20 protein-coding genes are annotated in these 21,024 nt (G+C 65.2%); 11 read left to right on the top strand and 9 right to left on the bottom strand.

Going from position 1 to position 21,024, the window contains the following annotated elements; translation table 11 throughout:
* Positions 1-18 precede the first annotated feature (18 nt).
* The 4 genes from ASE82_RS09975 (at position 19) to ASE82_RS09960 (ending at position 3,341) form a co-directional block, all read left to right on the top strand.
* Positions 19-1,941: an alpha-L-fucosidase gene (locus ASE82_RS09975; protein ID WP_056063327.1), complete on the top strand. Its 1,923-nt coding sequence runs from the start codon at positions 19-21 to the stop codon at positions 1,939-1,941.
* Between the two features lie 51 nt (positions 1,942-1,992).
* Complete coding sequence (locus tag ASE82_RS09970; RefSeq protein WP_056062332.1) at positions 1,993-2,286, top strand: DUF1330 domain-containing protein; 294 nt, start codon at positions 1,993-1,995, stop codon at positions 2,284-2,286.
* A gap of 129 nt (positions 2,287-2,415) precedes the next feature.
* The gene (locus ASE82_RS09965; protein ID WP_056062329.1) at positions 2,416-2,712 is read left to right on the top strand and encodes a hypothetical protein; all 297 of its coding nucleotides are present in this window, start codon (positions 2,416-2,418) and stop codon (positions 2,710-2,712) included.
* A gap of 77 nt (positions 2,713-2,789) precedes the next feature.
* Positions 2,790-3,341, top strand: coding sequence for a glycine zipper 2TM domain-containing protein (locus tag ASE82_RS09960; protein WP_056062326.1), 552 nt, complete (start codon positions 2,790-2,792; stop codon positions 3,339-3,341).
* 140 nt (positions 3,342-3,481) lie between these two features.
* Here ASE82_RS09960 and ASE82_RS09955 read toward each other — a convergent pair whose 3' ends face one another.
* The gene (locus ASE82_RS09955; RefSeq protein WP_056062323.1) at positions 3,482-5,593 is read right to left on the bottom strand and encodes a prolyl oligopeptidase family serine peptidase; all 2,112 of its coding nucleotides are present in this window, start codon (positions 5,591-5,593) and stop codon (positions 3,482-3,484) included.
* A gap of 126 nt (positions 5,594-5,719) precedes the next feature.
* Here ASE82_RS09955 and ASE82_RS09950 point away from each other — a divergent pair, with 126 nt between their 5' ends.
* Positions 5,720-7,114, top strand: coding sequence for an MFS transporter (locus tag ASE82_RS09950; RefSeq protein WP_056062321.1), 1,395 nt, complete (start codon positions 5,720-5,722; stop codon positions 7,112-7,114).
* A gap of 345 nt (positions 7,115-7,459) precedes the next feature.
* Here the strand turns inward: ASE82_RS09950 and ASE82_RS09945 are convergent, their stop codons facing one another.
* Positions 7,460-9,199 carry a DUF885 domain-containing protein gene (locus tag ASE82_RS09945; RefSeq protein WP_056062318.1) on the bottom strand — a complete coding sequence of 580 codons (1,740 nt, stop codon included), beginning with the start codon at positions 9,197-9,199 and terminating at the stop codon, positions 7,460-7,462.
* Positions 9,200-9,324: 125 nt separating this feature from the next.
* Between ASE82_RS09945 and ASE82_RS09940 the strand changes: the two genes are divergently transcribed.
* Positions 9,325-10,149 (top strand): alpha/beta fold hydrolase, encoded by an 825-nt coding sequence (locus ASE82_RS09940; RefSeq protein ID WP_056062315.1) that lies wholly within the window; start codon positions 9,325-9,327, stop codon positions 10,147-10,149.
* Between the two features lie 171 nt (positions 10,150-10,320).
* Here the strand turns inward: ASE82_RS09940 and ASE82_RS09935 are convergent, their stop codons facing one another.
* Together ASE82_RS09935 and eno are read right to left on the bottom strand one after the other, a co-directional pair.
* Positions 10,321-10,647 (bottom strand): FtsB family cell division protein, encoded by a 327-nt coding sequence (locus ASE82_RS09935; protein WP_055878455.1) that lies wholly within the window; start codon positions 10,645-10,647, stop codon positions 10,321-10,323.
* Positions 10,648-10,802: 155 nt separating this feature from the next.
* Positions 10,803-12,083 carry a phosphopyruvate hydratase gene (gene eno / locus ASE82_RS09930; RefSeq protein ID WP_056062312.1) on the bottom strand — a complete coding sequence of 427 codons (1,281 nt, stop codon included), beginning with the start codon at positions 12,081-12,083 and terminating at the stop codon, positions 10,803-10,805.
* Between the two features lie 175 nt (positions 12,084-12,258).
* Between eno and ASE82_RS09925 the strand changes: the two genes are divergently transcribed.
* The 5 genes from ASE82_RS09925 to ASE82_RS09905 all read left to right on the top strand — a co-directional run bounded on the left by ASE82_RS09925 (position 12,259) and on the right by ASE82_RS09905 (position 14,249).
* The gene (locus tag ASE82_RS09925; RefSeq protein ID WP_056062308.1) at positions 12,259-12,747 is read left to right on the top strand and encodes a hypothetical protein; all 489 of its coding nucleotides are present in this window, start codon (positions 12,259-12,261) and stop codon (positions 12,745-12,747) included.
* A gap of 4 nt (positions 12,748-12,751) precedes the next feature.
* Positions 12,752-13,105 (top strand): phage holin family protein, encoded by a 354-nt coding sequence (locus ASE82_RS09920; RefSeq protein WP_235524651.1) that lies wholly within the window; start codon positions 12,752-12,754, stop codon positions 13,103-13,105.
* Entirely contained in the window at positions 13,102-13,374 is a 273-nt protein-coding gene (locus ASE82_RS09915; RefSeq protein WP_056062302.1) for a hypothetical protein, read from the top strand. Before ASE82_RS09920 ends, ASE82_RS09915 begins: the two co-directional genes overlap by 4 nt.
* 103 nt (positions 13,375-13,477) lie before the next feature.
* Positions 13,478-13,957, top strand: a complete 480-nt coding sequence (locus ASE82_RS09910) for a hypothetical protein (RefSeq protein ID WP_056062299.1) — start codon at positions 13,478-13,480, stop codon at positions 13,955-13,957.
* 64 nt (positions 13,958-14,021) lie between these two features.
* Positions 14,022-14,249, top strand: coding sequence for a DUF4170 domain-containing protein (locus tag ASE82_RS09905; RefSeq protein WP_056051043.1), 228 nt, complete (start codon positions 14,022-14,024; stop codon positions 14,247-14,249).
* A gap of 476 nt (positions 14,250-14,725) precedes the next feature.
* Here ASE82_RS09905 and ASE82_RS09900 read toward each other — a convergent pair whose 3' ends face one another.
* From ASE82_RS09900 to carA, 5 genes are all read right to left on the bottom strand, one after another.
* Positions 14,726-15,376 (bottom strand): rhomboid family intramembrane serine protease, encoded by a 651-nt coding sequence (locus ASE82_RS09900; RefSeq protein ID WP_056062296.1) that lies wholly within the window; start codon positions 15,374-15,376, stop codon positions 14,726-14,728.
* A gap of 5 nt (positions 15,377-15,381) precedes the next feature.
* Positions 15,382-15,858 carry a transcription elongation factor GreA gene (greA, locus tag ASE82_RS09895; protein ID WP_056052861.1) on the bottom strand — a complete coding sequence of 159 codons (477 nt, stop codon included), beginning with the start codon at positions 15,856-15,858 and terminating at the stop codon, positions 15,382-15,384.
* 75 nt (positions 15,859-15,933) lie between these two features.
* Entirely contained in the window at positions 15,934-19,266 is a 3,333-nt protein-coding gene (gene carB, locus ASE82_RS09890) for a carbamoyl-phosphate synthase large subunit (RefSeq protein WP_056062294.1), read from the bottom strand.
* Positions 19,266-19,583, bottom strand: coding sequence for a hypothetical protein (locus ASE82_RS19430; RefSeq protein ID WP_156348852.1), 318 nt, complete (start codon positions 19,581-19,583; stop codon positions 19,266-19,268). Before ASE82_RS19430 ends, carB begins: the two co-directional genes overlap by 1 nt.
* On the bottom strand, positions 19,580-20,890 hold the full coding sequence (gene carA / locus ASE82_RS09885) for a glutamine-hydrolyzing carbamoyl-phosphate synthase small subunit (RefSeq protein WP_056062292.1): 1,311 nt from the start codon (positions 20,888-20,890) through the stop codon (positions 19,580-19,582). The genes ASE82_RS19430 and carA overlap by 4 nt, the downstream gene beginning before the upstream one ends.
* Between the last annotated feature and the right edge of the window lie 134 nt (positions 20,891-21,024).

The following is a 21,024-nucleotide window of genomic DNA, read 5'->3' as shown; positions in this document are numbered from 1 at the left end:
GCCCTCCCGGAGACGATGATGACCGAAGTTTCCCGCCGCCTGCTGCTCGCCTCGGGTCTAGCCGCCACCGCCACGCCTGCGATCGGTGCCGGCCGCGACACCGCGCCGAAACCCTGGGGTGCGACGCCCTCGAAGCGCCAACTCGCCTGGCACGCGCGCGAGCAATACGCATTCGTCCATTTCTCGATCAACACCTTCACCGATCGTGAATGGGGCTATGGCGACGAGGATCCGAAGCTCTTCGACCCGACCGACTTCTCGCCCGACCAGATCGTCGCCGCGGCCAAGGCAGGCGGCATGCGCGGCATCATCCTGACCGCCAAGCATCATGATGGCTTCTGCCTCTGGCCGACGATGCTGACCGAACACTGCATCCGCAACAGCCCCTACAAGGACGGCAAGGGCGACATCGTCGGCGAGATGGAGCGCGCCACCCGTCGTGCCGGGCTCGATTTCGGCCTGTATCTCTCGCCCTGGGATCGCAACCACGCCGAATATGGCCGCCCGGCCTATGTCGAGTATTTCCGCAAGCAGGTGGTCGAGCTCTGCACCCGCTACGGCCCGTTGTTCGAATTCTGGTTCGATGGCGCGAACGGCGGTGACGGCTATTACGGCGGCGCGCGCGACACGCGGAAGATCGACGCGCCAAAATATTATAACTGGCCGTCGATCGTCGCGCTGGTCCACGAGCATCAGCCGATGGCCTGCACCTTCGACCCGCTCGGCGCGGACCTGCGCTGGGTCGGGAACGAGGACGGCATCGCCGGCGATCCGTGTTGGCCGACCATGCCGAACCATCCCTATGTCCAGTCCGAGGGCAATTCTGGCGTGCGCGGTGCGCCGCTCTGGTGGCCCGCCGAGACCGACGTCTCCATCCGGCCCGGCTGGTTCTACCACGCCGACGAGGATTCGAAGGTCAAGACGCCCGCGCGCCTGATCAAGCTGCACGACGAATCGGTCGGTCGCGGCACCAACCTCAACCTCAACCTGCCGCCCGACCGTCGCGGCCGGCTTGCGGACATCGACGTCGAAACGCTGAAGTCGTTCGGCACGGCGCAGGCCGCGACCTTTGCCACCGATCTTGCGAAGGGCTCCGTCGCATCCGCCACCCACGTCCGCGGGAAGACCTATGCGGCCAGCACGGTTCTCGACGGCAACCGCGACACCTATTGGTCGACGCCCGACGCCATCATCACCCCAACACTGACGCTCGACCTCCCGCCGGGCCGATCGTTCGACCTCATCCGCCTCCGCGAATATCTCCCCCTCGGCATCCGCGTGACCCGGTTCGCGATCGACGCCGAGATCGGCGGACAATGGCGCAAGCTCGCCGAGCATTCGGGAATCGGACCGCAACGCATCGTCCGCCTGGACACGCCGATCGCCCCCCGCCGCCTCCGCCTGCGCATCCTCGAAGGCACCGCCTGCCCCGCGATCAGCGAAGTCGCGCTGTTCCGCCAGGTCGCACCCGCCCCCGTCGCGCCGGTCCGCAACACCGATACGACTACCGTCGTCACCAGCCGCTGGTCGATCGTCACCGCCACCGCGCCGGGTGCCAAGGCGCTGCTCGACGACGACAGCGCGACCGCCTGGACCATGCCCGCGCCCGCACCCGGCACACCCGCCTCGGTCACGATCGACCTCGCCGCGACCGAGACGCTCGCCGGGTTCGTCCTGATCCCGTCGCGCGCGGTGATGGCGAACACCGCCCCGCCGAAAGGCTACCGGGTCGAGGCGAGCACCGATGGCAAGACGTGGCAGGACATCGCCAAGGGCGAACTACCCAACATCGCCTACGCCCTCGCCGCCCAGCGGATCGCGTTCGCCCGACCGACCACCGCGCGCTACCTGCGCTTATCGTTCGCCGAGACCGCGATCCCCGCACAACGGCTGGCGATCGCCGGGCTCGGCGCGTTCAGGCCGAAACCAGGCGCATTGTAACGGGCATAGGTATACTCGCTGCCACCCTGCCGCCGCAGAAGGAGAATGTTGATGACCGCCTATGTCGTGTTCGTGCGCAACGAAGTCACCGATGCCGAAGAGATGAAGCAATACCAGGCCAAGGCACCCCTCGCCCGCGAAGGCCGCACGCTGAAGCCGCTCGCGTTCTACGGTGCGGTCGAAACGCTCGAAGGTCAGGCTGTCGAGGGCGCCGTGATCCTCGAATTCCCCGACGTGGCCGAGGCGCATGCCTGGTATGACAGCCCGGCCTATCAGGACGCGTTGCAGCACCGTCTCAAGGGCGCCGACTACCGCGTGTTCGTGATCGAGGGGCTCCCCAGCTAACATAGGGCTAACTGATCCCCGGCTGGCGCGCCCAACCTGTACGCCAGCCAACAAACCCGTTCAGGAACGATGTCTCTCGATAGCCGTATCAACGGCACATCCCGATTGTCGGGTTCGAGAGGACATCTCATGAAGTTTACGCATCTCATCGCTGCCGGGTTGGCCTTCGCGACACTCGGCCTCGGCGCCGCCGCTCCCGCAGAAGCCCAGCGCGGGTACAGCCAGCAGTATCGCGACAACGATCATCGTGGCGACCACCGTGGCGACCGCGGCGACCGCCGCGATTATCGCCACAACGACCATCGCGGCGATCGTCACGACGACCGTCGTTATCGTGGTCGCGATCATGATCGTCGCAACTGGAACAACAACCGCCGCTGCCGCACCGAATGGCGCCACAACCGCCGCGTGCAGATCTGCCGCTGATAATTCTTGATATCGAGTTGGCGGTGGCGCGATGCTGCCGCCCACTCTCGTTGTGACCTTTTAGAAGGATCCGGATCATGAAGCGTTTTCTCGGTACGGCTGCACTGATCGCCGCTACCTGCCTCTCCGCCGCCACCCCCGCGCTCGCGCAGTCGCAGGCCGACGACGCGCGCTTCGCCGCCGCCCAGTCGCGCCTCGACAGCGAATTGCAGATCTTCCGCCAGGAATTCGATCGCTACCAGTCGGTCCGCGGCAACCGCGGCGGCTATGCGCCACAGGGCGGCTATCGCACCGCGCCAGATCGCAGCGGCGGCTACCAGGAAGCGTATCCGGACGAGCGCGACGAAGGTAACTACGACCCATCACGCTACTATCGCGCCGGCCCGAACTACCAGGAGCGCACGCTGTCGACCAACGACCGTGTCTATGCCGGGCAGGACGGCAAATATTACTGCAAGCGCAACGACGGCACGACCGGGCTGATCATCGGCGCAGCGGGCGGCGGCATCCTCGGCAATGTGATCGACGGCGGCCGTTCGCGCATCGTCGGCTCGCTGCTCGGTGCAGCGGCAGGTGGCCTCGCCGGCCGTGCAGTGGACCAGAACAACAGCCAGGTTCGCTGCCGCTGATCGACGGTCGATCCTCCCCCGCAAGGGGGAGGTGGCGCCGAAGGTGACGGAGGGGAGGACACGGAACCGAGGTTTCCCCTTCCTCCCCCTCCGTCAGGCGATGCCTGCCGCCTCCCCCTGGCGGGGGAGGATCACAAGTTTTACTTCGCCACCCCGACCAGCTTCTGCGTGAAGTACGTCATCTGCAAAGCCTGCAACCGAGCCCCCTGCTCGATATCCGCATCGCCCGAATGACCGCCCGCCGTGTCCTCATAATACAGATACGGCAGCCCATATTCCTTCAACCGCGCCGCGAACTTGCGCGCGTGCTGCGGCCCGACCCGGTCATCCTTCGTCGTCGTCCAGATATACGGCTCCGGATACGCGACGCCCTTCTTGATGTTCTGATACGGCGAGATCGTCTCGAGAAACGCCTTCTCCGCTGGCACCGTCACCGAGCCATATTCGTCGACCCACGACGCCCCAGCCGCGATCCCCTCGTACCGGATCATGTCGAGCAGCGGCACCTGGATCGTCACCGCCTTCCACAAATCGGGATGCTGGTTGAACTCGACCCCCATCAGCAGCCCGCCATTCGACCCACCATAGATCCCCAACTTGGCCGGGCTCGTCAGCTTCCGCGCAAACAGGTCCTTCGCCACCGCCGCGAAGTCGTCGTAGATCACCTGCCGCTTCGTCTTCCGCCCGGCGTCATGCCACTTAGGCCCGAACTCCCCGCCCCCGCGGATGTTCGCCAGCACGTACGACCCACCCCGCTCCAGCCAAAGCTTGCCTGTGCTCCCCGAATAGCTCGGCGTCATCGACACCTGGAAACCGCCATACGCCGTCATGATCGTCGGCGTGGTCCCGTCGAGCGTGATGCCCTTCTTGTGCACCACGAAATACGGCACCTTCGTCCCGTCGGTCGAGGTCGCCTCGAACTGCTCGACGACGTCGTTCGACGCATCGAACTTCGCCGGCAGCGTCTTGATCGGTTTTGGTGCTGCGGAAGAGGCCGCATCCAGCGAATAGAGCGACGTCGGCGTGAGGAACCCCGTCACCGTCAGATACGCATCGTCGCTACGATCCGTCGTGCTCGCGACGTCGATCGAGGCATTGTCGGGCAGCGCGATTGGCTTGGCGGTCCAGCCGCTTGCGCCGTGCGTGTAAACCGACGCCCGCCCGCGAACGTTGTCCGACACCACCAGCAACAGCTTCGACCTGGTCAGCGCCATCCCGTCGACCGACTGACGCGGCCCCGGTGCGAACACGATCGTCGGGTTGATCGCGCCCTTCTCCACCTCGGCGAGCGGCGCGGAGGCAACCGCCCCCTCCGGGATCTTGCCCCATGGGTCACTGGTCGAGAAGATCACCTGTCCGTCGATCATCCCCGCCGGAAACGTCCGATCGGGCAGCGCGAGCGGCCGCGTACCCGCCGGCGTCCACACCAGCTTGTCCGCGCCGAAGAACGTCTTCCGCCGCTGGATCACCACCAGCCGGTTGCCCTTCTCGTCGGTCAGCACGTCCGCACCGGTCGGCCCCTGGTCGGTCGCCGCGCCGCGGTACACCTCGGTCGCGGCGGTCAGCGGCTGGCCGCGCTTCACCTGCTTCAGCACGAACGCATAGCCCGACTGAGTCGTCGTCCCCGCCCCCCAGTCGCGCGCGACCAGCAGCGTATCCTTGTCGACCCAGCTGGCATCCTGCTTCGACTTCGGCAGCGTGAAGCCGTTCGCGACGAACGTGCCGGTCGACAGGTCGAACTCGCGATACGTCACCGCGTCCTCGCCACCCTCCGACAGCGCTACGAGGCACAGCCGCTCCTCGGGCTGGAGACAGGTCGACCCCTTCCACACCCACTGCTTGCCCTCGGCCTTGCCCAGCGCATCGAGATCGAGCGCGGTCGTCCATTTCGGCGTCGGGCTCGCGTAATCGGCAGCACTCGTCCAACGCCAAAGCCCATGTGGATGCTCGGCATCGCGCCAGAAATTGTAGATCCGCCCGAACATCTGGTTCGGCATCGGGATGCGATCCTTCGCGGACGCGATCGCCAGCGCCTCGGCATAAAAAGTCTTGTAGCGCGGATCGTTCTGGAGACGCGGCAACGTCTTCGCATTCTCCGCCTCGACCCAGGCCAAAGGCTTTGCGCCATCCTTGTCCTCGAGCCAGATATACGGGTCGGCGGCAGTGTTCGTTTTGGTCATCGGTGCGACTTGGGCGATGGCTGCGGTCCCCGCAAGCAATGTCGCCGCCGTCGCAAACAAGATACCACGCATATACAACTCCCTACCGTCACCCCGGGCTTGTTCCGGGGTCCACCGATCCGCATAACAAATCCTGTCGATTGTGCGGCACGGTGGTCCCCGGAACAAGTCCGGGGTGACGAAGCGAGTTCAAGAAAAATGCAGGACGGCCTGCCCAAACCCCGCCGCTTCGTCGCGATCGCCGCAATCTCGGCGGGCACGGCGCTGACGATCATCGACGGCGGCATCGCCACCGTCGCGCTCCCGACGATCGCGCGCGACCTGCACGTCGGCAGCAGCGCGGTGGTGACCGTCGTCACCGTGTACCAGCTGATCCTGGCGATGGCGCTGCTCCCCTTCTCCGGGCTCGGCGACCGCATCGGCCTGAAACGCATGTACCAATACGGTCAGCTGCTCTTCACCGTCGCGACGTTGCTCTGCTTCTTCGCCAAGAGCCTGCCCTTCCTGCTCGTCGTCCGCGCCGCGCAAGCCCTGGGTGCCGCGGCCGCGCTAAGCGTCTCCTCTGCGCTGATCCGCTCAATATATCCCACCAAGCAACTCGGCCGCGGGCTTGGCATCAACTCGGTGGTCGTATCCAGTTCGGCGGCACTCGCGCCGACCATCGGCGGCCTCGTCCTCGCCATCGCCCCCTGGCCCTGGGTGTTCGCCAGCGCGGTGCCGTTCGCGATCGCGTCGCTCCTGCTCGGTCGCGCACTGCCCGAACCGCGGAAACACGACGAACCCTTCGACGTGCTCGGCGCGGTGATGTGCGCGGCGATGATCGGGCTCGTCATCGGCGGCGCGGAAAGCGCAGTCCACGGCGACAGCCCGATCGTTTCCGCCGCGATCGTCCTGACCGGCGTGGTGATCGGCTGGTTCTTCGTGAAGCGCGAGCAAGGCGAGACCAAGCCGATCCTGCCAATCGACCTGCTCGCCCGCCCGGTGCTCGCGCTGTCGGCGATCGGTGCTTACACCGCGTTCATCGCACAAATGACTTTGCTGCTCTCGACCCCGTTCCGCCTGACGCACGCGTTCGGCTTCAGCGCGGCGGAGGTCGGCGCGGCGATCGCGCCATGGCCGCTGGCGAACATGTTCGTCGCGCCGCTCTCCGGCTGGTTGTCGGATCGCTACCCGGCGGGCTTACTCGGCGGGATCGGCATGGGCGTGTCGATCTGCGCGCTGCTACTGATCGCCTACATGCCCGCAGACCCAGGGTATTTCGACATCGCATGGCGGATGGCGCTGTGCGGCTCGGGGTTCGGGATGTTCATGGCGCCGAACGCACGCCTCATCATCGGCTCCGCCCCCCGCGAACGCGCCGCAGCGGCAGGCGGCCTCGTCTCGACGGTCCGCCTGGTAGGCCAGACCACCGGCGCCACCCTGGTCGCCGCCCTCCTGGCCATGGGCGTAGGCGCCGGCATGACCCCGCCGCTCGTAGCCGCCGGTCTGGCGCTAGTAGCAGGCCTATGCAGCCTAAGCCGCCTCCGCCCCTCGATCCGCAACCCGCCGACCGAGGAAACCCAGGACGTGCAGCCGGCCCAACAAACGCGGTGACTCCTACTCCCTCTCCCCTCCGGGGAGAGGGTCGGGGTGAGGGGCAGCCAAGCAGCGCTCCGCCCGGAACAGCCCCTCACCCCAGCCCTCTCCCCGGAAGGGGGAGAGGGAGCAGCAAGAAGAATGTTCACCCGCGAAGGCGAGTGCCCAGTCTGGGTCCCCGCCTTCGCAGGGACACAAGCTTTGGTTTGGGAAGTCTTCACACCGAGAGCTACCACCCCGGCGGAGGCCGGGGCCCAATTGGAAGGTCGGCATAACGGAGGACTGCGCTTCGTTAGCGACGCTCCCCAATTGGGCCCCGGCCTCCGCCGGGGTGGATGGGAGAACGATCGCGCTCCTCCCAAGTCAAAACGCAGCCGTCGCCTTACCCTCCCCCATCATCACCTTCCGCACCAAAGGAATCGGCGGCCCCCCAAAACTCAAGAACTGGTCATGGAACGCCTTCCAAGCCTTCCGCCCGCCCCGCGTCGCAGTCCAATCCGCCCGCAACTTCCGGATCATCAACTTACCCATAGTATAGTTCAGATACGCCGGATCATACGTCCCCCGCGCCGCCTGCTGCTTCGCGTTCCCCTCGTCCTGGTAACATTCGTCGACGAACATCCGGAACGACTGCTCCTGCGTCATCCCCTTCGCATGCATGCGAATCGCGGACAGATACCGGCAATCGCGCAACAACGCGTTCGAGATCTGCCCGACATGCGTCTCGGGATCGCCGTTGTTGAGCCCGGCCTCCCACATCATCTCCTCGGCATAATGCGCCCACCCCTCGGCAAACGCATACCCCACGAACAACCGCCCGAAGAGCGACGGCGAGCGGTTCGCATGCAGGAACTGGACGAAATGCCCCGGCATCACCTCGTGGACCGAGGTGAACAGCAGGTCGTTCTTGCCCGGAACGAACGCGTCCTGCACCGCCTTGGTCCAGCTCGGATCGGGCGGCGAGATATAGTAGATCGACGGCACGCCCTTATCGAACGGCCCCGGCGGATCGATATACGCCGAGTTCTGCCGGTTATACGGCGGCGATTCCTCGACCAGCGCCTGCTCGGTCCCCGGGATCGTCACCAGGTCGTGATCCACGACGAACTTCCGCAAAATCGGGATCTGCCGTCGAGCCTCTGCAACCGGGCCGCCGACCGGCTTGTTCGCGTTCATCTTGTCCATGCACGCGAGGATCGTCTGCCCCTTGGCGAACACCCCGCAGGCCTGCGCCAGCGCCGCCTGGTTGCGCTTGAGGTCGGCGACACCCGCCGCCTCGAGCTGGTCGAGCGGCGTATCGACGCCCTCGGTCATCGCCACCATCCGCGAGAACTTTTCCGCCCCAAGCGCGAAATCCTGCGTCGCGGTCGCGCGCTGGCCCTCGGTCCACGTCCCCAGATCGCGCATCGCCTTCGACGCCGCCTGCGCCGCATCGGTCAGCTGCTTCTGCGCCGCCGCATCCTTCACGCCCGCAAACGCCTTCACCGCGTCGCCCGCATAATAGTCGGCAAACCCGTTGAACGCCGCCGTTCCGTAATTGACGTAGCTCAGCGGCATCGGCGCCTTGAGGTTCGCCTTGATGTTCCCCGCCGCCGCCGGGATCTTCTGCAGGAACGCGGTCAGCGCCTTCATCCGCGTCGGCGCATCGGCATAGTTGCGCGCGATATACGTGTTCGGATCGAGCCCCGCGCTCACATACCAAGCCGGATTATGGTGCGGCTGGTCGGCATCCTCCAGCCAGAACAGCTTGCCCTTGGCGACCTGCACAAGATAGTCGCGCTCGAACGCCTCGGCGGGCTTCAGATCCTTGAACGCCCCCGCCTGGTCGATCGCGCCATGCAGGAAGTCAGCCTGCCGCTTCAGCCCCGCCGCGCTCCAGTCCCCCAAGCCGCCGTCATACTCGTGCTTGCCCTGATAGACCGCGTTCGCCGGATCGATCTTGAACCAGCCGTCGATGAAGCCATCGCGGAACCCCGCCCAGTCGCCCTTCGCAGCGGTCGTCTGCGCGGCAGGAGCCTGCGTGTTCGTGGTCGTCTGCGCAGGGCCGCACGCGCTCAAGGCGAGGACCGCGCCAAGCGCCGTCGTCAAAAGTCCGATCCGCATCCTGTCTCCGATTCCGATTCGTCTGGCGCCATGCTGCCAGTCGAAGTCTTGGTACGCCAGCGTGCGGAACGGCGCGCGCGATGAGCCGTTGAACGCACATCTGCCAAGACAGACCGGAGACTTGCATGCCCTACGTAAAAACCCGTGACGGTACAGACATTTACGTCAAGGACTGGGGCACCGGTCGCCCGGTCATCCTCACCCACGGCTGGCCGCTCAACGCCGACAGCTGGGACGCGCAGGCGATGGCGCTCGCCAATGCCGGCTTCCGCGCGATCGCGTATGACCGCCGCGGGTTCGGTCGCTCGGGCCAGCCCTGGACCGGCTACAACTACGACACGCTGACCGACGATCTGGCCGACGTGATGGAAGCCACCGGCGCGAATACCGACGCGACGATCGTCGGCTTCTCGATGGGTGGCGGCGAGATCGCGCGCTACATGAGCCGCTACGAGGGCAAGGGCGTGGTCGCGGCCGGGCTGATCTCGTCGGTCGTGCCGTACATGCTCAAGACCGACGACAACCCGGACGGCGTTCCCGAAGAGACGCTCGCCAGCATCGGCGCAGGTATCGAGGACGACCGCCCGGCGTTCTTCAAGACCTTCCTTCAGCAATTCCTCGGCGTCGGGTTCATCACCTCGCCGGTCAGCGACGAGGTCGTCGACTGGGTCTGGAGCCTCGCGATGCAGGCGGGTCTTCACCCGACGCTGGAGTGCGCCAAGGCGTTCGGCCACACCGACTTCCGTCAGGATCTGGCCGCCTTCCGTGTCCCAACGCTGGTCGTCCACGGGACGAGCGACAAGACCGTGCCGATCGACGCCACCGGCCGCGCCGCCGCCAAGGGCATCGCGGACTCGCAACTCGTCGAATATGACGGCGCCCCGCACGGCCTGACGATCACCGAAAGCGATCGCTTCACCAACGACCTGCTGACGTTCCTGGGTCGGTAAACATCCAACCGACCACACTTCTTGCCCCTCCCTGGAAGGGAGGGGTCGGGGGTGGGTCGGCTTCCCCATGTCCCATCGGTGGCGGCTCAAGTTGGCCAACCCACCCCCAACCCCTCCCTTTCAGGGATGGGAGCAGAAGATCACTACCCTCCCAAAGGGGGGCGCAGAAGCTCAGTTCCCCAAGGGCACGATAACCTCGTCCGGATGCGCGACGTTCAGTTCCTTACGGACCATCTCGTCGACCATATCCGGGTTCGCATGATCCGGGTTCAGCAACGCAACCCGGTTCTTCAGGACCTCACGCTTGCGATCGAGCGCGGCGTAATCCTGTTCACGCTTCGCAAGCTGGCGCTTGTAATCGCCATACGCGAACATCCCGTTCGGCCCGAGCACGGCATACGCGCCGAAGAACGCCATCAGCGTCAGCCCCAGCGCCGGCCACGCGGCCTTGCGCATCGTCTTCCGCAACTTGCTGGTCTTCGTCGTCACGCGTGCCATGTCGTCCTCCGGTACTCCAAACCCACTCCGTCACCCCGGACTAGTTCCGGGGTCCACCGTTCCGCCCAATCAAGTCTGTCGATTATGCGGGACCATGGATGCCGGAACAAGGCCCTCCTGAGCTAGTCGAAGGGCCCGGCATGACGGATGGGCAATCACCCCCCGATCAGAATGTCGCGCCCAGCATAGCGCGCCGCATCGCCCAGCTCTTCCTCGATCCGGATCAGCTGATTGTACTTCGCCAACCGGTCCGAGCGCGCGAGGCTGCCCGTCTTGATCTGACCGCAGTTGGTCGCGACCGCCAGATCGGCGATCGTCGAATCCTCGGTCTCCCCCGAACGATGCGACATCACCGCGGTATACTTCGCCCGCTGCGCCATCGACACCGCCTCGAGCGTCTCGGTCAGCGTGCCGATCTGGTTGACCTTCACCAGCAGCGAGTTCGCATAGCCGCCCTCGATCCCACGCTTCAGACGCTTCGGGTTGGTCACGAACAGATCGTCGCCGACCAGCTGGACCTTGTCGCCGATCAGGTCGGTGAGCGTCTTCCAGCCCTCCCAATCGTCCTCGCCCATACCGTCCTCGATCGAGAAGATCGGGTAGCGCCGCGTCAGGTCCGCCAGATACTCCGCCATCTCGGCGCTTTCGAGGATCCGGCCCTCGCCCGAAATGTCGTACTTGCCGTTCTTGTAGAACTCGGTCGCCGCGCAATCGAGCGCGAGCATGACGTCCTCGCCGGGCTTGTACCCAGCCTTCTCGATGCTCGACATGATGAAGTCGAGCGCCTCGGTGGTGCTGCCGATGTTCGGTGCGAAGCCGCCCTCGTCGCCGACGCTGGTCGACAGGCCCTTCTCGCTCAGGCCCTTCTTCAGCGTGTGGAAGATCTCCGAGCCGCAACGGACCGCCTCGAGGATGTTCGACGCGCCGACCGGCACGACCATGAACTCCTGGAAGTCGATCGGGTTGTCGGCATGCTCGCCGCCGTTGATGATGTTCATCATCGGCACCGGCAGCAGATGCGCCTGCACGCCACCGACATAGCGGTACAGCGGCAGGCCACGCGCTTCGGCCGCAGCCTTGGCGACGGCGAGGCTGACGCCGAGGATCGCGTTCGCGCCCAGCCGGCCCTTGTTCTCGGTGCCGTCGAGTTCGATCATCGCGCGGTCGAGGTCCGACTGGTCCTCCGCGTCCATGCCGAGCACGGTGTCGGTGATCTCGTCGTTGACCGCGTCGACCGCGCCATCGACGCCCTTGCCGCCCCAGCGGGTCTTGTCGCCATCGCGCCGCTCGACTGCCTCGTGCGCGCCGGTCGATGCGCCCGAGGGCACGGCGGCGCGGCCGAAGCTGCCGTCTTCGAGCAGCACGTCGACCTCGACGGTCGGATTGCCGCGGCTGTCGAGGATCTGGCGTGCATGAAGGTCGATGATTGCGGTCACGTAACGATGCTCCTACAAATCCCGGTGCCGGGTCGTTCGCGCCGCCTCTACCGTCTCACGCCATATCGGGCAATCGCGCGGACATCCGAGAATAGTGTCGTGCAATCGCGCGACGGTTCGGGAACCGTGCTCCAACGACGGTGTTGAGGGCGTAACAATTCTGAAAGGGACCGTCATGGCCGACTCCAGCGTAAACGACACCGTCAACGACCTGAAAACGACCGCGAACGAGGTCGGGACCGAGCTCAGCAAGACGATCGACAACGGCGATGTCTCGGCCAAGGCCGGCGACGCCAAGCAGGCGATCAAGGACGGCGCGAACAAGTACACGGCGCAGGCGACCGACAAGGTCCGCACCTTCGCCGAGGACGGCAAGGCACGAGCGAGCGGCGCGCTGGAGCAGGTCGCGCAGTTGCTGACCGACGCCGCCGGTCAGGTCGATGAGAAGCTCGGTTCGCAGTACGGCGGCTATGCCCGTAGCGCGGCCGATAGCGTCTCGGGCTTTGCCGACCAGGTGAAGGCCAAGGACATCGACGAGCTGTTCGACGACGCGCGCGAACTCGTGCGGAAATCGCCTGCCATCGCGGTGGGTGCAGCAGCCGCCATCGGCTTCGTCGTCGCGCGACTGGTGCAGTCGGGCGTCGATGCCAACTCGAAGGTCTGACGTCTTGGTCGATCCACTGACGTTCGCGACCGGCGAGGACGAGAGTCTTGCATCCATCGTCGGTCGCCTGGCGACCGAGACGAAGAGTCTCGCGACCGCGGAAGTCGCTGTCTACAAGGCGAAGTTCGGCGAGACGGCCACTGCGTACAAGTCGGCCGCGATGTTCTTCGCGGTCGCCGGCGTGCTGGCTTTGGCCGCGCTGATCGCACTGCTGGTCGGTGCGATCTTGACGGTGGCGACCCTGGTGGGGCCAGGATGGGCAACCGCCATCGTCGCGGTGGCCGTCCTCGCAGTGGCGGCGATCCTGGCGATGATCGGCAAGTCGAAGCTTCAGACGAAGAGCGAGCCCGTATCATGACATCCGCCAAAGTCGCCGCCGCAGAGATCGAATCGGCCCTCGCCCGCCAGCGCGTCATGATGACGATCGGGCAGTTGCAGGACCGGCTCAATCCGCGGAAGCTTGCGCTGAACGCCAGCCGCGACGTCGCCGATGCCGGCACCGCCGCGCTCAGCGCCAGCGTCGAGACCGTGAAGCGCAATCCGGGGCCGACCGCGGGGTTCGCGGCGGTCGCCGGGCTGTTCCTCGCGCGCCACCGGATCGTCGGACTCTTCCGCCGCGGGCGGTGACCGCCCTGACCACGGTCACCATATTGAAACCTAGAAGTCCCGGCTCGCGTTGAACCCGCATTGCATTGAACAGCGAGCAGCTTGCCACCAGAAGGACATTTCCATGACCGACGCAAAGACCACTGCAAACGAAGCCGCCCACGAGACCGAGAGCCGTCTCCGTGAGGGCCTCGACACCGTCCGCGAAACCGCCTCGAAGGTCTATCACGACGCCGGCGACAAGGCCTCCGAGGTTCTCGAAGTCTCGCGTGAGAAGACCAAGCGCGTCGTCAACAATCTCGAATCCAACCCGCTCGGCATCCTCGTCGGCGGCCTCGCTGTCGGCGCCCTCGCCGGCGCGCTGATCCCGCGTTCGGCACGCGAGAAGGAACTGCTCGCCCCCGTCGGCAAGCGGCTCAGCGAGACGCTCGTCGCGGCGACTGCCGCTGCGAAGGATGCAGGCCGTTCGGAACTCGGCGAACTCGGCCTGACCAAGGACAATGCCCGCGACCAGGCCAAGGGCTTGCTCGAGGGTATCGTCAAGGCAGTCACCACGGCCGGTACCGCAGGTGCGAAGGCGGTTTCGCAAAAGCCTGTAGCCTAAGGGTTCAAACCGCGGGTCGAACACGCTAGGGAGGCGGCAACCCCCTCCCTAGGAAAGCAAGCGCATGAGCAAGCTCCACCTCGTATTCGGCGGCCGCGTCAGCGACCCGCGCACCCTGGATTTCAACGATCTGAGCAAGATCGAATTCGTAGGCGTATTCCCCGACTATGCTAGCGCCGAAAAGGCTTGGCGTGCTGCGGCGCAGCGTACCGTCGATGACGCCGAGATGAAGTTCGTGGTCGTGCACCTCCACCGCATGCTCGAGCCGAACCTGGGCGCGACGGTAGCTTAACGGCTTCCCCTTGGTCATTCCGCGAAGGCGGGAACCCATACTGGCTACCGTAGCCATCTGATCGCGACGACATAGGCTATGGGTCCCCGCCTTCGCGGGAATGACGGTTTGGGGATACCTGCCTTACGATCAAGTTCGCGTGAAGCGGTATCCCTCTTCCCTCTCCCGTTCGGGAGAGGGAGAGACGCCAAAGGCGGCGATGGGTGAGGGCACGCCAAGCAGGACCATGGCTGGTAGCTCCCGCGGGTCTCGCCAGATAGCGCCAGGCAGCCTCCCTCCCCCGTTGGTGCTGAGTAGAGACCGAGTAGGCTCGAAGAGCCGTATCGAGGGCTCGTATCGAAGCGCTCCGCACGCCAACCCATCCTTCGATACGCCGCTTCGACAAGCTCAGCCGCTACTCAGGACGAATGGTGTGGGTATGGGTGTGGGTGGGGGTTAACGTGGCGCGGAGCGAACGCTAGTGTGGGACAGGCCGCTCAAGCAGCCCGGTAATGCCAGAGCAACAACGGCCGAGCCAGCACCAGCCCCGCCAAGAACCCACCGATATGCGCGCCAATAGCAATAGGCCCGCTAGCCCCGACCGAAGCCCCAAACCCGGCCAGCCCCATCAGCAACTGGATCCCGATCCAAGCCGCGGCAAGCCAAACAACATGCACGACCCCCGCCGGCACCGGCCCGATCGCCTGCGCCCGCCGCTCGCCATACAAAAGCGCATAAGCCCCAACGACCGCCGAAATCGCACCGCTCGCGCCAATCATCGGCGCAGTGGAGTCAGGCCCGAAAGCCCAATGCCCCGCCGCCGCCGCATACGCACCCAGTACGTACAGCACGACCAGCCCGACCGTCCCCAGTGCCTTCTCGACGAACTGCCCGCAATACACCAGCATCACGAGGTTCAGCACGATATGCGCCCACCCGCCATGGATCAACGTCGCGGTAAGCGGCGTCGCCCAGGCCGGCACCACGAACATATGCTCGCTCGGAATACCGAGATCGGTCATCCGCAACGGGATGAACCCGGCGTTCACCGCCCAGTAGCCAAGCGAGCCGCTCAGCACCAAAAATCCCGAGACGATGACCGTCACGATCGTGATGATCGCCGTCGCCCGCGTCTCGAAGAATTGCATAAGGCTCAGATGAACTCGATCTTGGAGACGACGTAATAGCGCTCGCCGGCCGGCACCGTGACCTCGACCTCTTCGTCGAGCTTGCGCCCGATCAGCCCACGCCCCAGCGGCGAGTTGTACGAGATCCGCCCGGTCTTCGCGTTAGCCTCGGTCTGGCCGACGATCTGATACTTCACCGGCTTGTCGTTCTCGTCGAGCAACGTCACCGTCGCGCCGAACACGACCTTGTCGCCCGACAGGTCCTTCGGGTCAATGATCTGCGCGCGCGACAGCTTGTCCTCGATGTCGGAGATCGATGCCTCGACCTGGCCCTGGCGCTCCTTCGCGGCATGATATTCCGCGTTCTCGCTCAGGTCGCCGTGTGCGCGCGCCTCTTCGATCGCGTCGACGATCGTCGGACGTTCGGCTTTCAGGCGCTTCAGATCCGCGCTCAGCGTCTCATAGCCTTCCTGCAGCATCGGCATCTTTTCGACGGTCGCCATCATCTCGTCCCCAAATCCATTTCCCCGCGCGAGGCCCTGTACCAGCCCCGCCCACACATCATTCTCATGTCGGGATCAGTCGTGCGACTGCGAATAATAGGATTGCAGCGGCAGTACTTCAAGGCTGTGCGTCGAAAGCTTGGCGATCGCCTTCGCCGCTTCGAGCGAAGCGGGCGCGGTCGTGAAGTACGGAATGCGTTGTCCCAGTGCCGACGCGCGGATCGGCTGCGAGTCCTTCAGGCTCTGCCACCCCTCGGTGGTGTTGAAGATCAGCGCGATGTCGCCGTCCTTGATCCGGTCGACGATATGCGGCCGGCCTTGCGCCACCTTGTTGACCTTCTCGACCGGAAGCCCCGCAAGTGCGAGATGATCCGCCGTCCCACCCGTCGCGACGATCGAGAAGCCGGTATCAACCAGCGCCTTCACCGCCTCGACGATCATCGCCTTGTCGCCGTCCTTCACGCTGACGAAGACATTGCCCTTGGTCGGCAGGATAGTCCCCGCGCCAAGCTGAGCTTTCGCAAAGGCGATCGTGAAATCGGGATCGATTCCCATGACTTCGCCGGTCGACTTCATCTCCGGTGACAGCACCGGATCGACGCCGGGGAACTTGTTGAAGGGGAACACCGCCTCCTTGACCGCATAATAGTCGATGTGCCGGTCGATCTTCGGCAAATTGACCAGCTTCTCGCCGGCCATCACGCGTGCCGCGATCTTGGCGATGGGCGCACCGATCGCCTTGGCGACGAACGGCACGGTGCGCGACGCGCGCGGATTGACCTCGATGAGATAGACCAAGCCATCCTTCACCGCGAACTGGATGTTCATCAGGCCGACCACCGACAAGGCATGCGCGAGCGCCACCGTCTGCCGCTCGATCTCGGCGATGATCTCCGCCGACAGCGAATATGGCGGGATCGAGCACGCAGAGTCACCCGAATGGACGCCCGCTTCCTCGATATGCTGCAACACGCCCGCGACGACCACGTCGGTCCCGTCGCAGATAGCGTCGACATCGACCTCGATCGCATCGCGCAGATACTGGTCGATCAGCACCGGCGAGTCGCCCGAGACCTGCACCGCGGTGGCGATGTAATGCTCGAGTTGCCCGATGGTATCGACGATCTCCATCGCCCGACCGCCGAGCACATACGAAGGCCGCATCAGCACCGGATAGCCGATCCGCTCCGCCGCCGCGACCGCCTCGTCCCGGCTCCGCGCCAGGCCATTGGCCGGCTGCAGCAACCCGAGCTTGGTGATCAGCGCCGCGAACCGCTCACGGTCCTCCGCCAGATCGATCGCGTCCGGCGTCGTCCCCAGGATCGGAATGCCCGCAGCCTCAAGCGCCCGCGCGAGGTTCAGCGGAGTCTGCCCGCCGAACTGCACGATCACGCCCACCAAAGTGCCGTTCTGCTGCTCGACATGCAGGATCTCCAGCACGTCCTCCGCGGTCAGCGGCTCGAAATACAGCCGGTCCGACGTATCGTAATCGGTCGACACCGTCTCCGGGTTGCAGTTGACCATGATCGTCTCATAGCCCGCGTCCGCGAGTGCGAAGCACGCATGGCAGCAGCAATAATCGAACTCGATCCCCTGCCCGATCCGGTTCGGCCCGCCGCCGAGAATGACGATCTTCTTGCGATCGGTCGGCTCGGACTCGTTCTCGGGCTCGCCGAAGCTCGGCGCCTCGTAGGTCGAGTACATATACGGCGTCTTCGCATCGAATTCGGCCGCGCACGTATCGATCCGCTTGAACACCGGCCGTACGCCGAGCTTCAGGCGATGCTGGCGCACCTCCTCCTCGGTCACGCCGCCGGTCATCGCCTTGACGACCTCATGGATCAGCCCCGAACCGCGCGCGATCCCGCGGTTCATCCCGCGCAGGTTGGCCGATTGCAGCGCCAGCCAAGCAAGCCGCTTGTCGCTGAACCCCATGCTCTTCAGGCGCCGCATGCCGGGCGCGTCGATCGGCAGGCCGTCCTTCATCACCTCGGCCTCGGCCGCGATGATCTCGGCGATCCGCTCCAGGAACCACGGATCATACTTGGCGATCGCGTGCACCTCGGCGACCGTGAAGCCCTCGCGCAACGCCTGCGCCGCGACCAGCAACCGGTCCGGCGTGGCAACGGCCAGCGCCGCCTCGATTTCCGCACGCGGCGCACCGACCAGATGATCGACCTGATTGAAGCCCGACAAGCCCGTCTCGAGCCCGCGCAACGCCTTCTGCATCGATTCGTGGATGTTGCGACCGATCGCCATCACCTCGCCGACCGACTTCATCGCGGTGCCGAGCGTGTTCGACGCGCCCTTGAACTTCTCGAACGCGAACCGCGGAATCTTGGTGACGACGTAATCGATCGTCGGCTCGAACGCGGCGGGGGTGGCCCCCGTGATGTCGTTCTCGATCTCGTCGAGCGTGTACCCAACCGCCAGCTTCGCCGCGACCTTCGCGATGGGGAAGCCGGTCGCCTTCGATGCCAGCGCGGACGACCGCGAAACCCGCGGGTTCATCTCAATGACGACCAGCCGGCCATCCTTCGGATTGACCGCGAACTGGACGTTCGAACCGCCTGTTTCGACACCGATTTCGCGCAACACCGCGATCGATGCGTTGCGCATGATCTGGTATTCCTTGTCGGTCAGCGTCAGCGCCGGCGCGACCGTGATCGAGTCGCCGGTGTGGACGCCCATCGGATCGACATTCTCGATCGAGCAGATGATGATCGCGTTGTCGTTGCGATCGCGCACCACCTCCATCTCGTATTCTTTCCAACCGAGCAGCGATTCCTCGATCAGCACCTCGGTGGTCGGCGACAGATCGAGCCCGTTGCGGACGATCGCGATGAACTCCTCGCGGTTGTACGCGATGCCGCCGCCCGAGCCGCCCATCGTGAAGCTCGGCCGAATGATCGACGGAAGCCCGGTCTTCTCAAGGCCTTCCAAGGCTTCCTCGACGGTATGTGCGATCGCCGAGCGCGCGCTTTCCAGCCCGATCCGGTCCATCGCGTCGCGGAACTTCAGCCGGTCTTCCGCCATGTCGATCGCATCGGCATCCGCGCCGATCATCGTCACGCCGAACTTCTCCAGCGTACCGTCATGGAACAGCGCGAGCGCGGTATTCAGCGCGGTCTGCCCGCCCATCGTCGGCAGGATCGCGTCCGGGCGCTCCTTCTCGATGATCTTGGCGACGATCGCGGGCGTGATCGGCTCGACATAGGTCGCGTCGGCCAGCTCGGGATCGGTCATGATCGTGGCGGGGTTCGAATTGACGAGGACGATACGATAGCCCTCCTCCTTCAACGCCTTGATCGCCTGCGTGCCCGAATAATCGAACTCGCACGCCTGGCCGATGACGATGGGTCCTGCGCCGATGACGAGGATCGAGGAGATGTCGGTGCGTTTTGGCATTAGTTTTCTTCCATCCCGCAGATTGGCGGCTCAGAATTCATCGTGACTGTCAGTTGCCGAACTTGAGCGGTGTAGATCAGACCACCGATATCTCGGTACGGCGTCGAACCTGATGCAGTCATGCGGACGAAGCGAATGCCGTTCGATTGGGCATCGGCCTCAAGTTTGAAGTTGGACCATTTCTTTGCTTCAGTAAGAAATGCTGCCATCGTCGCAACTTCACCGCTTACGGTGACCACCATTTTCGCTCCGGTAGCTTCGGGAGCGTCCGGTTTGACGCAATGGTACGCTGCCGGCGGTGGCATCGCTTGCATCATGCCGCGCTAACCAGCGATCCAACGAACTTCTGGAACAGATACAGGCTGTCCTGCGGACCTGGGCTCGCCTCGGGGTGATACTGCACGCTGAACGCGTTTCGATCGGTCAGTTCCAGCCCCGCATTCGACCCGTCGAACAGCGACACATGCGTCTCGCGGACATTCGCCGGCAGGCTGTCGCGCTCGACCGCGAAGCCGTGGTTCATGCTGGTGATCTCGACCGCGCCGTCGGACAGGCGCTTGACCGGGTGGTTGGCGCCGCGGTGGCCCTGGAACATCTTGGTCGTGGTCGCGCCGACCGCGAGGCCGAGCAACTGGTGGCCGAGGCAGATGCCGAACAGCGGCTTGCCCGTCTCCAGCAACTGGCGGATCACCGGCACCGCGTATTCGGCGGTGGCGGCGGGATCGCCGGGGCCGTTCGACAGGAAGATGCCGTCGGGGGCGAGCGCCATCACGTCGTCGAAGCTGGCGGTGGCGGAGACGACGGAGACCTTCGCGCCCGCCTCGACGAGGTTGCGGAAGATGTTGCGCTTCGAGCCATAATCGATCGCGACGACGTGAGGGCGGGCCTTCTGCTCCCCTTCCGCGGAGCGGGAGGGGTTGGGGGAGGGCATGGCCTCAGGCGGGGTCGGCGCTGATTGGCCAGCCCCTCCCCCGACCCCTCCCGCAAGCGGGAGGGGAGCAGAAGCGCCCTCTCCTGTTTGCGCGCTATCCCCGTAGCCGAAGCCCAGCTTCCAGACACCGCCGGGTGCATCCTCACCCCAGCCATAATGCATCTCGGTCGAGACGTCCTTGGCGAGGTCCATGCCCTCCAGCCCCGGCCACGCCCGCGCCATCGCCAGCAACGCCGCCACGTCGAACTCGCCGCTCGCCGAATGCGCGATCACCCCGTTCGGCGCGCCCGCCACCCGGATCCGCCGCGTCAACGCGCGCGTGTCCACACCCGACAGCCCGATCCGCGCATGCCGCTTCATCCAGCCATCCAGCCCCTCGACCGCGCGAAAACTCGACGGCTGCGTCACGTCCTCGCGGACGATGATGCCGAGCGCGTGCGGGTCGTCCGCCTCGACGTCGTCGGGGTTCGCGCCGACATTGCCGATGTGCGGAAACGTGAAGCAGATCATCTGTCCGGCGAACGACGGGTCGGTCAGCACCTCCTGATAGCCGGTCATCGCGGTGTGGAAGCACACTTCGCCGACCGCACTGCCCTCTGCGCCGAACCCGCGACCCCAGATCACGTCGCCATTGGCGAGGACGAGGACGCCCGTAGCTCCAGCGGGCATGGCAATAGGATTGGTGTCGGCCATCAGGCTGGGCACTCTCTTTACGTTGACGATGTCGCTAAGTGGTGTCCGCTAAGGCCGGCGTGCCGCAGCGTCAATCTGTTAAACGGGCGGCGGACGCGCTATCCCGTCGGGCTATCCCGAACCGCCTGAAAGAC

The sequence above is a fragment of the Sphingomonas sp. Leaf230 genome, from assembly GCF_001421745.1.
Lineage (GTDB): Bacteria > Pseudomonadota > Alphaproteobacteria > Sphingomonadales > Sphingomonadaceae > Sphingomonas.
Note: the sequence above shows the minus strand (reverse complement) of the source record. Positions and strands in the feature narration are given on the sequence as shown.

What these genes read in the sequence shown, in the direction of transcription:
- ASE82_RS09950 (WP_056062321.1), top strand. Translation starts at nt 5,720, where the DNA reads ATGCAGGACGGCCTGCCCAAACCCCGCCGCTTCGTCGCGATCGCCGCA.
- ASE82_RS09925 (WP_056062308.1), top strand. Translation starts at nt 12,259, where the DNA reads ATGGCCGACTCCAGCGTAAACGACACCGTCAACGACCTGAAAACGACC.
- carA (WP_056062292.1), bottom strand. Translation starts at nt 20,890, where the DNA reads ATGGCCGACACCAATCCTATTGCCATGCCCGCTGGAGCTACGGGCGTC.
- ASE82_RS09970 (WP_056062332.1), top strand. Translation starts at nt 1,993, where the DNA reads ATGACCGCCTATGTCGTGTTCGTGCGCAACGAAGTCACCGATGCCGAA.
- ASE82_RS09935 (WP_055878455.1), bottom strand. Translation starts at nt 10,647, where the DNA reads ATGGCACGCGTGACGACGAAGACCAGCAAGTTGCGGAAGACGATGCGC.
- carB (WP_056062294.1), bottom strand. Translation starts at nt 19,266, where the DNA reads ATGCCAAAACGCACCGACATCTCCTCGATCCTCGTCATCGGCGCAGGA.
- ASE82_RS09965 (WP_056062329.1), top strand. Translation starts at nt 2,416, where the DNA reads ATGAAGTTTACGCATCTCATCGCTGCCGGGTTGGCCTTCGCGACACTC.
- ASE82_RS09900 (WP_056062296.1), bottom strand. Translation starts at nt 15,376, where the DNA reads ATGCAATTCTTCGAGACGCGGGCGACGGCGATCATCACGATCGTGACG.
- ASE82_RS09960 (WP_056062326.1), top strand. Translation starts at nt 2,790, where the DNA reads ATGAAGCGTTTTCTCGGTACGGCTGCACTGATCGCCGCTACCTGCCTC.
- ASE82_RS09905 (WP_056051043.1), top strand. Translation starts at nt 14,022, where the DNA reads ATGAGCAAGCTCCACCTCGTATTCGGCGGCCGCGTCAGCGACCCGCGC.
- ASE82_RS09945 (WP_056062318.1), bottom strand. Translation starts at nt 9,199, where the DNA reads ATGCGGATCGGACTTTTGACGACGGCGCTTGGCGCGGTCCTCGCCTTG.
- ASE82_RS09915 (WP_056062302.1), top strand. Translation starts at nt 13,102, where the DNA reads ATGACATCCGCCAAAGTCGCCGCCGCAGAGATCGAATCGGCCCTCGCC.
- ASE82_RS09955 (WP_056062323.1), bottom strand. Translation starts at nt 5,593, where the DNA reads ATGCGTGGTATCTTGTTTGCGACGGCGGCGACATTGCTTGCGGGGACC.
- ASE82_RS09940 (WP_056062315.1), top strand. Translation starts at nt 9,325, where the DNA reads ATGCCCTACGTAAAAACCCGTGACGGTACAGACATTTACGTCAAGGAC.
- greA (WP_056052861.1), bottom strand. Translation starts at nt 15,858, where the DNA reads ATGGCGACCGTCGAAAAGATGCCGATGCTGCAGGAAGGCTATGAGACG.
- ASE82_RS19430 (WP_156348852.1), bottom strand. Translation starts at nt 19,583, where the DNA reads ATGATGCAAGCGATGCCACCGCCGGCAGCGTACCATTGCGTCAAACCG.
- ASE82_RS09975 (WP_056063327.1), top strand. Translation starts at nt 19, where the DNA reads ATGACCGAAGTTTCCCGCCGCCTGCTGCTCGCCTCGGGTCTAGCCGCC.
- ASE82_RS09910 (WP_056062299.1), top strand. Translation starts at nt 13,478, where the DNA reads ATGACCGACGCAAAGACCACTGCAAACGAAGCCGCCCACGAGACCGAG.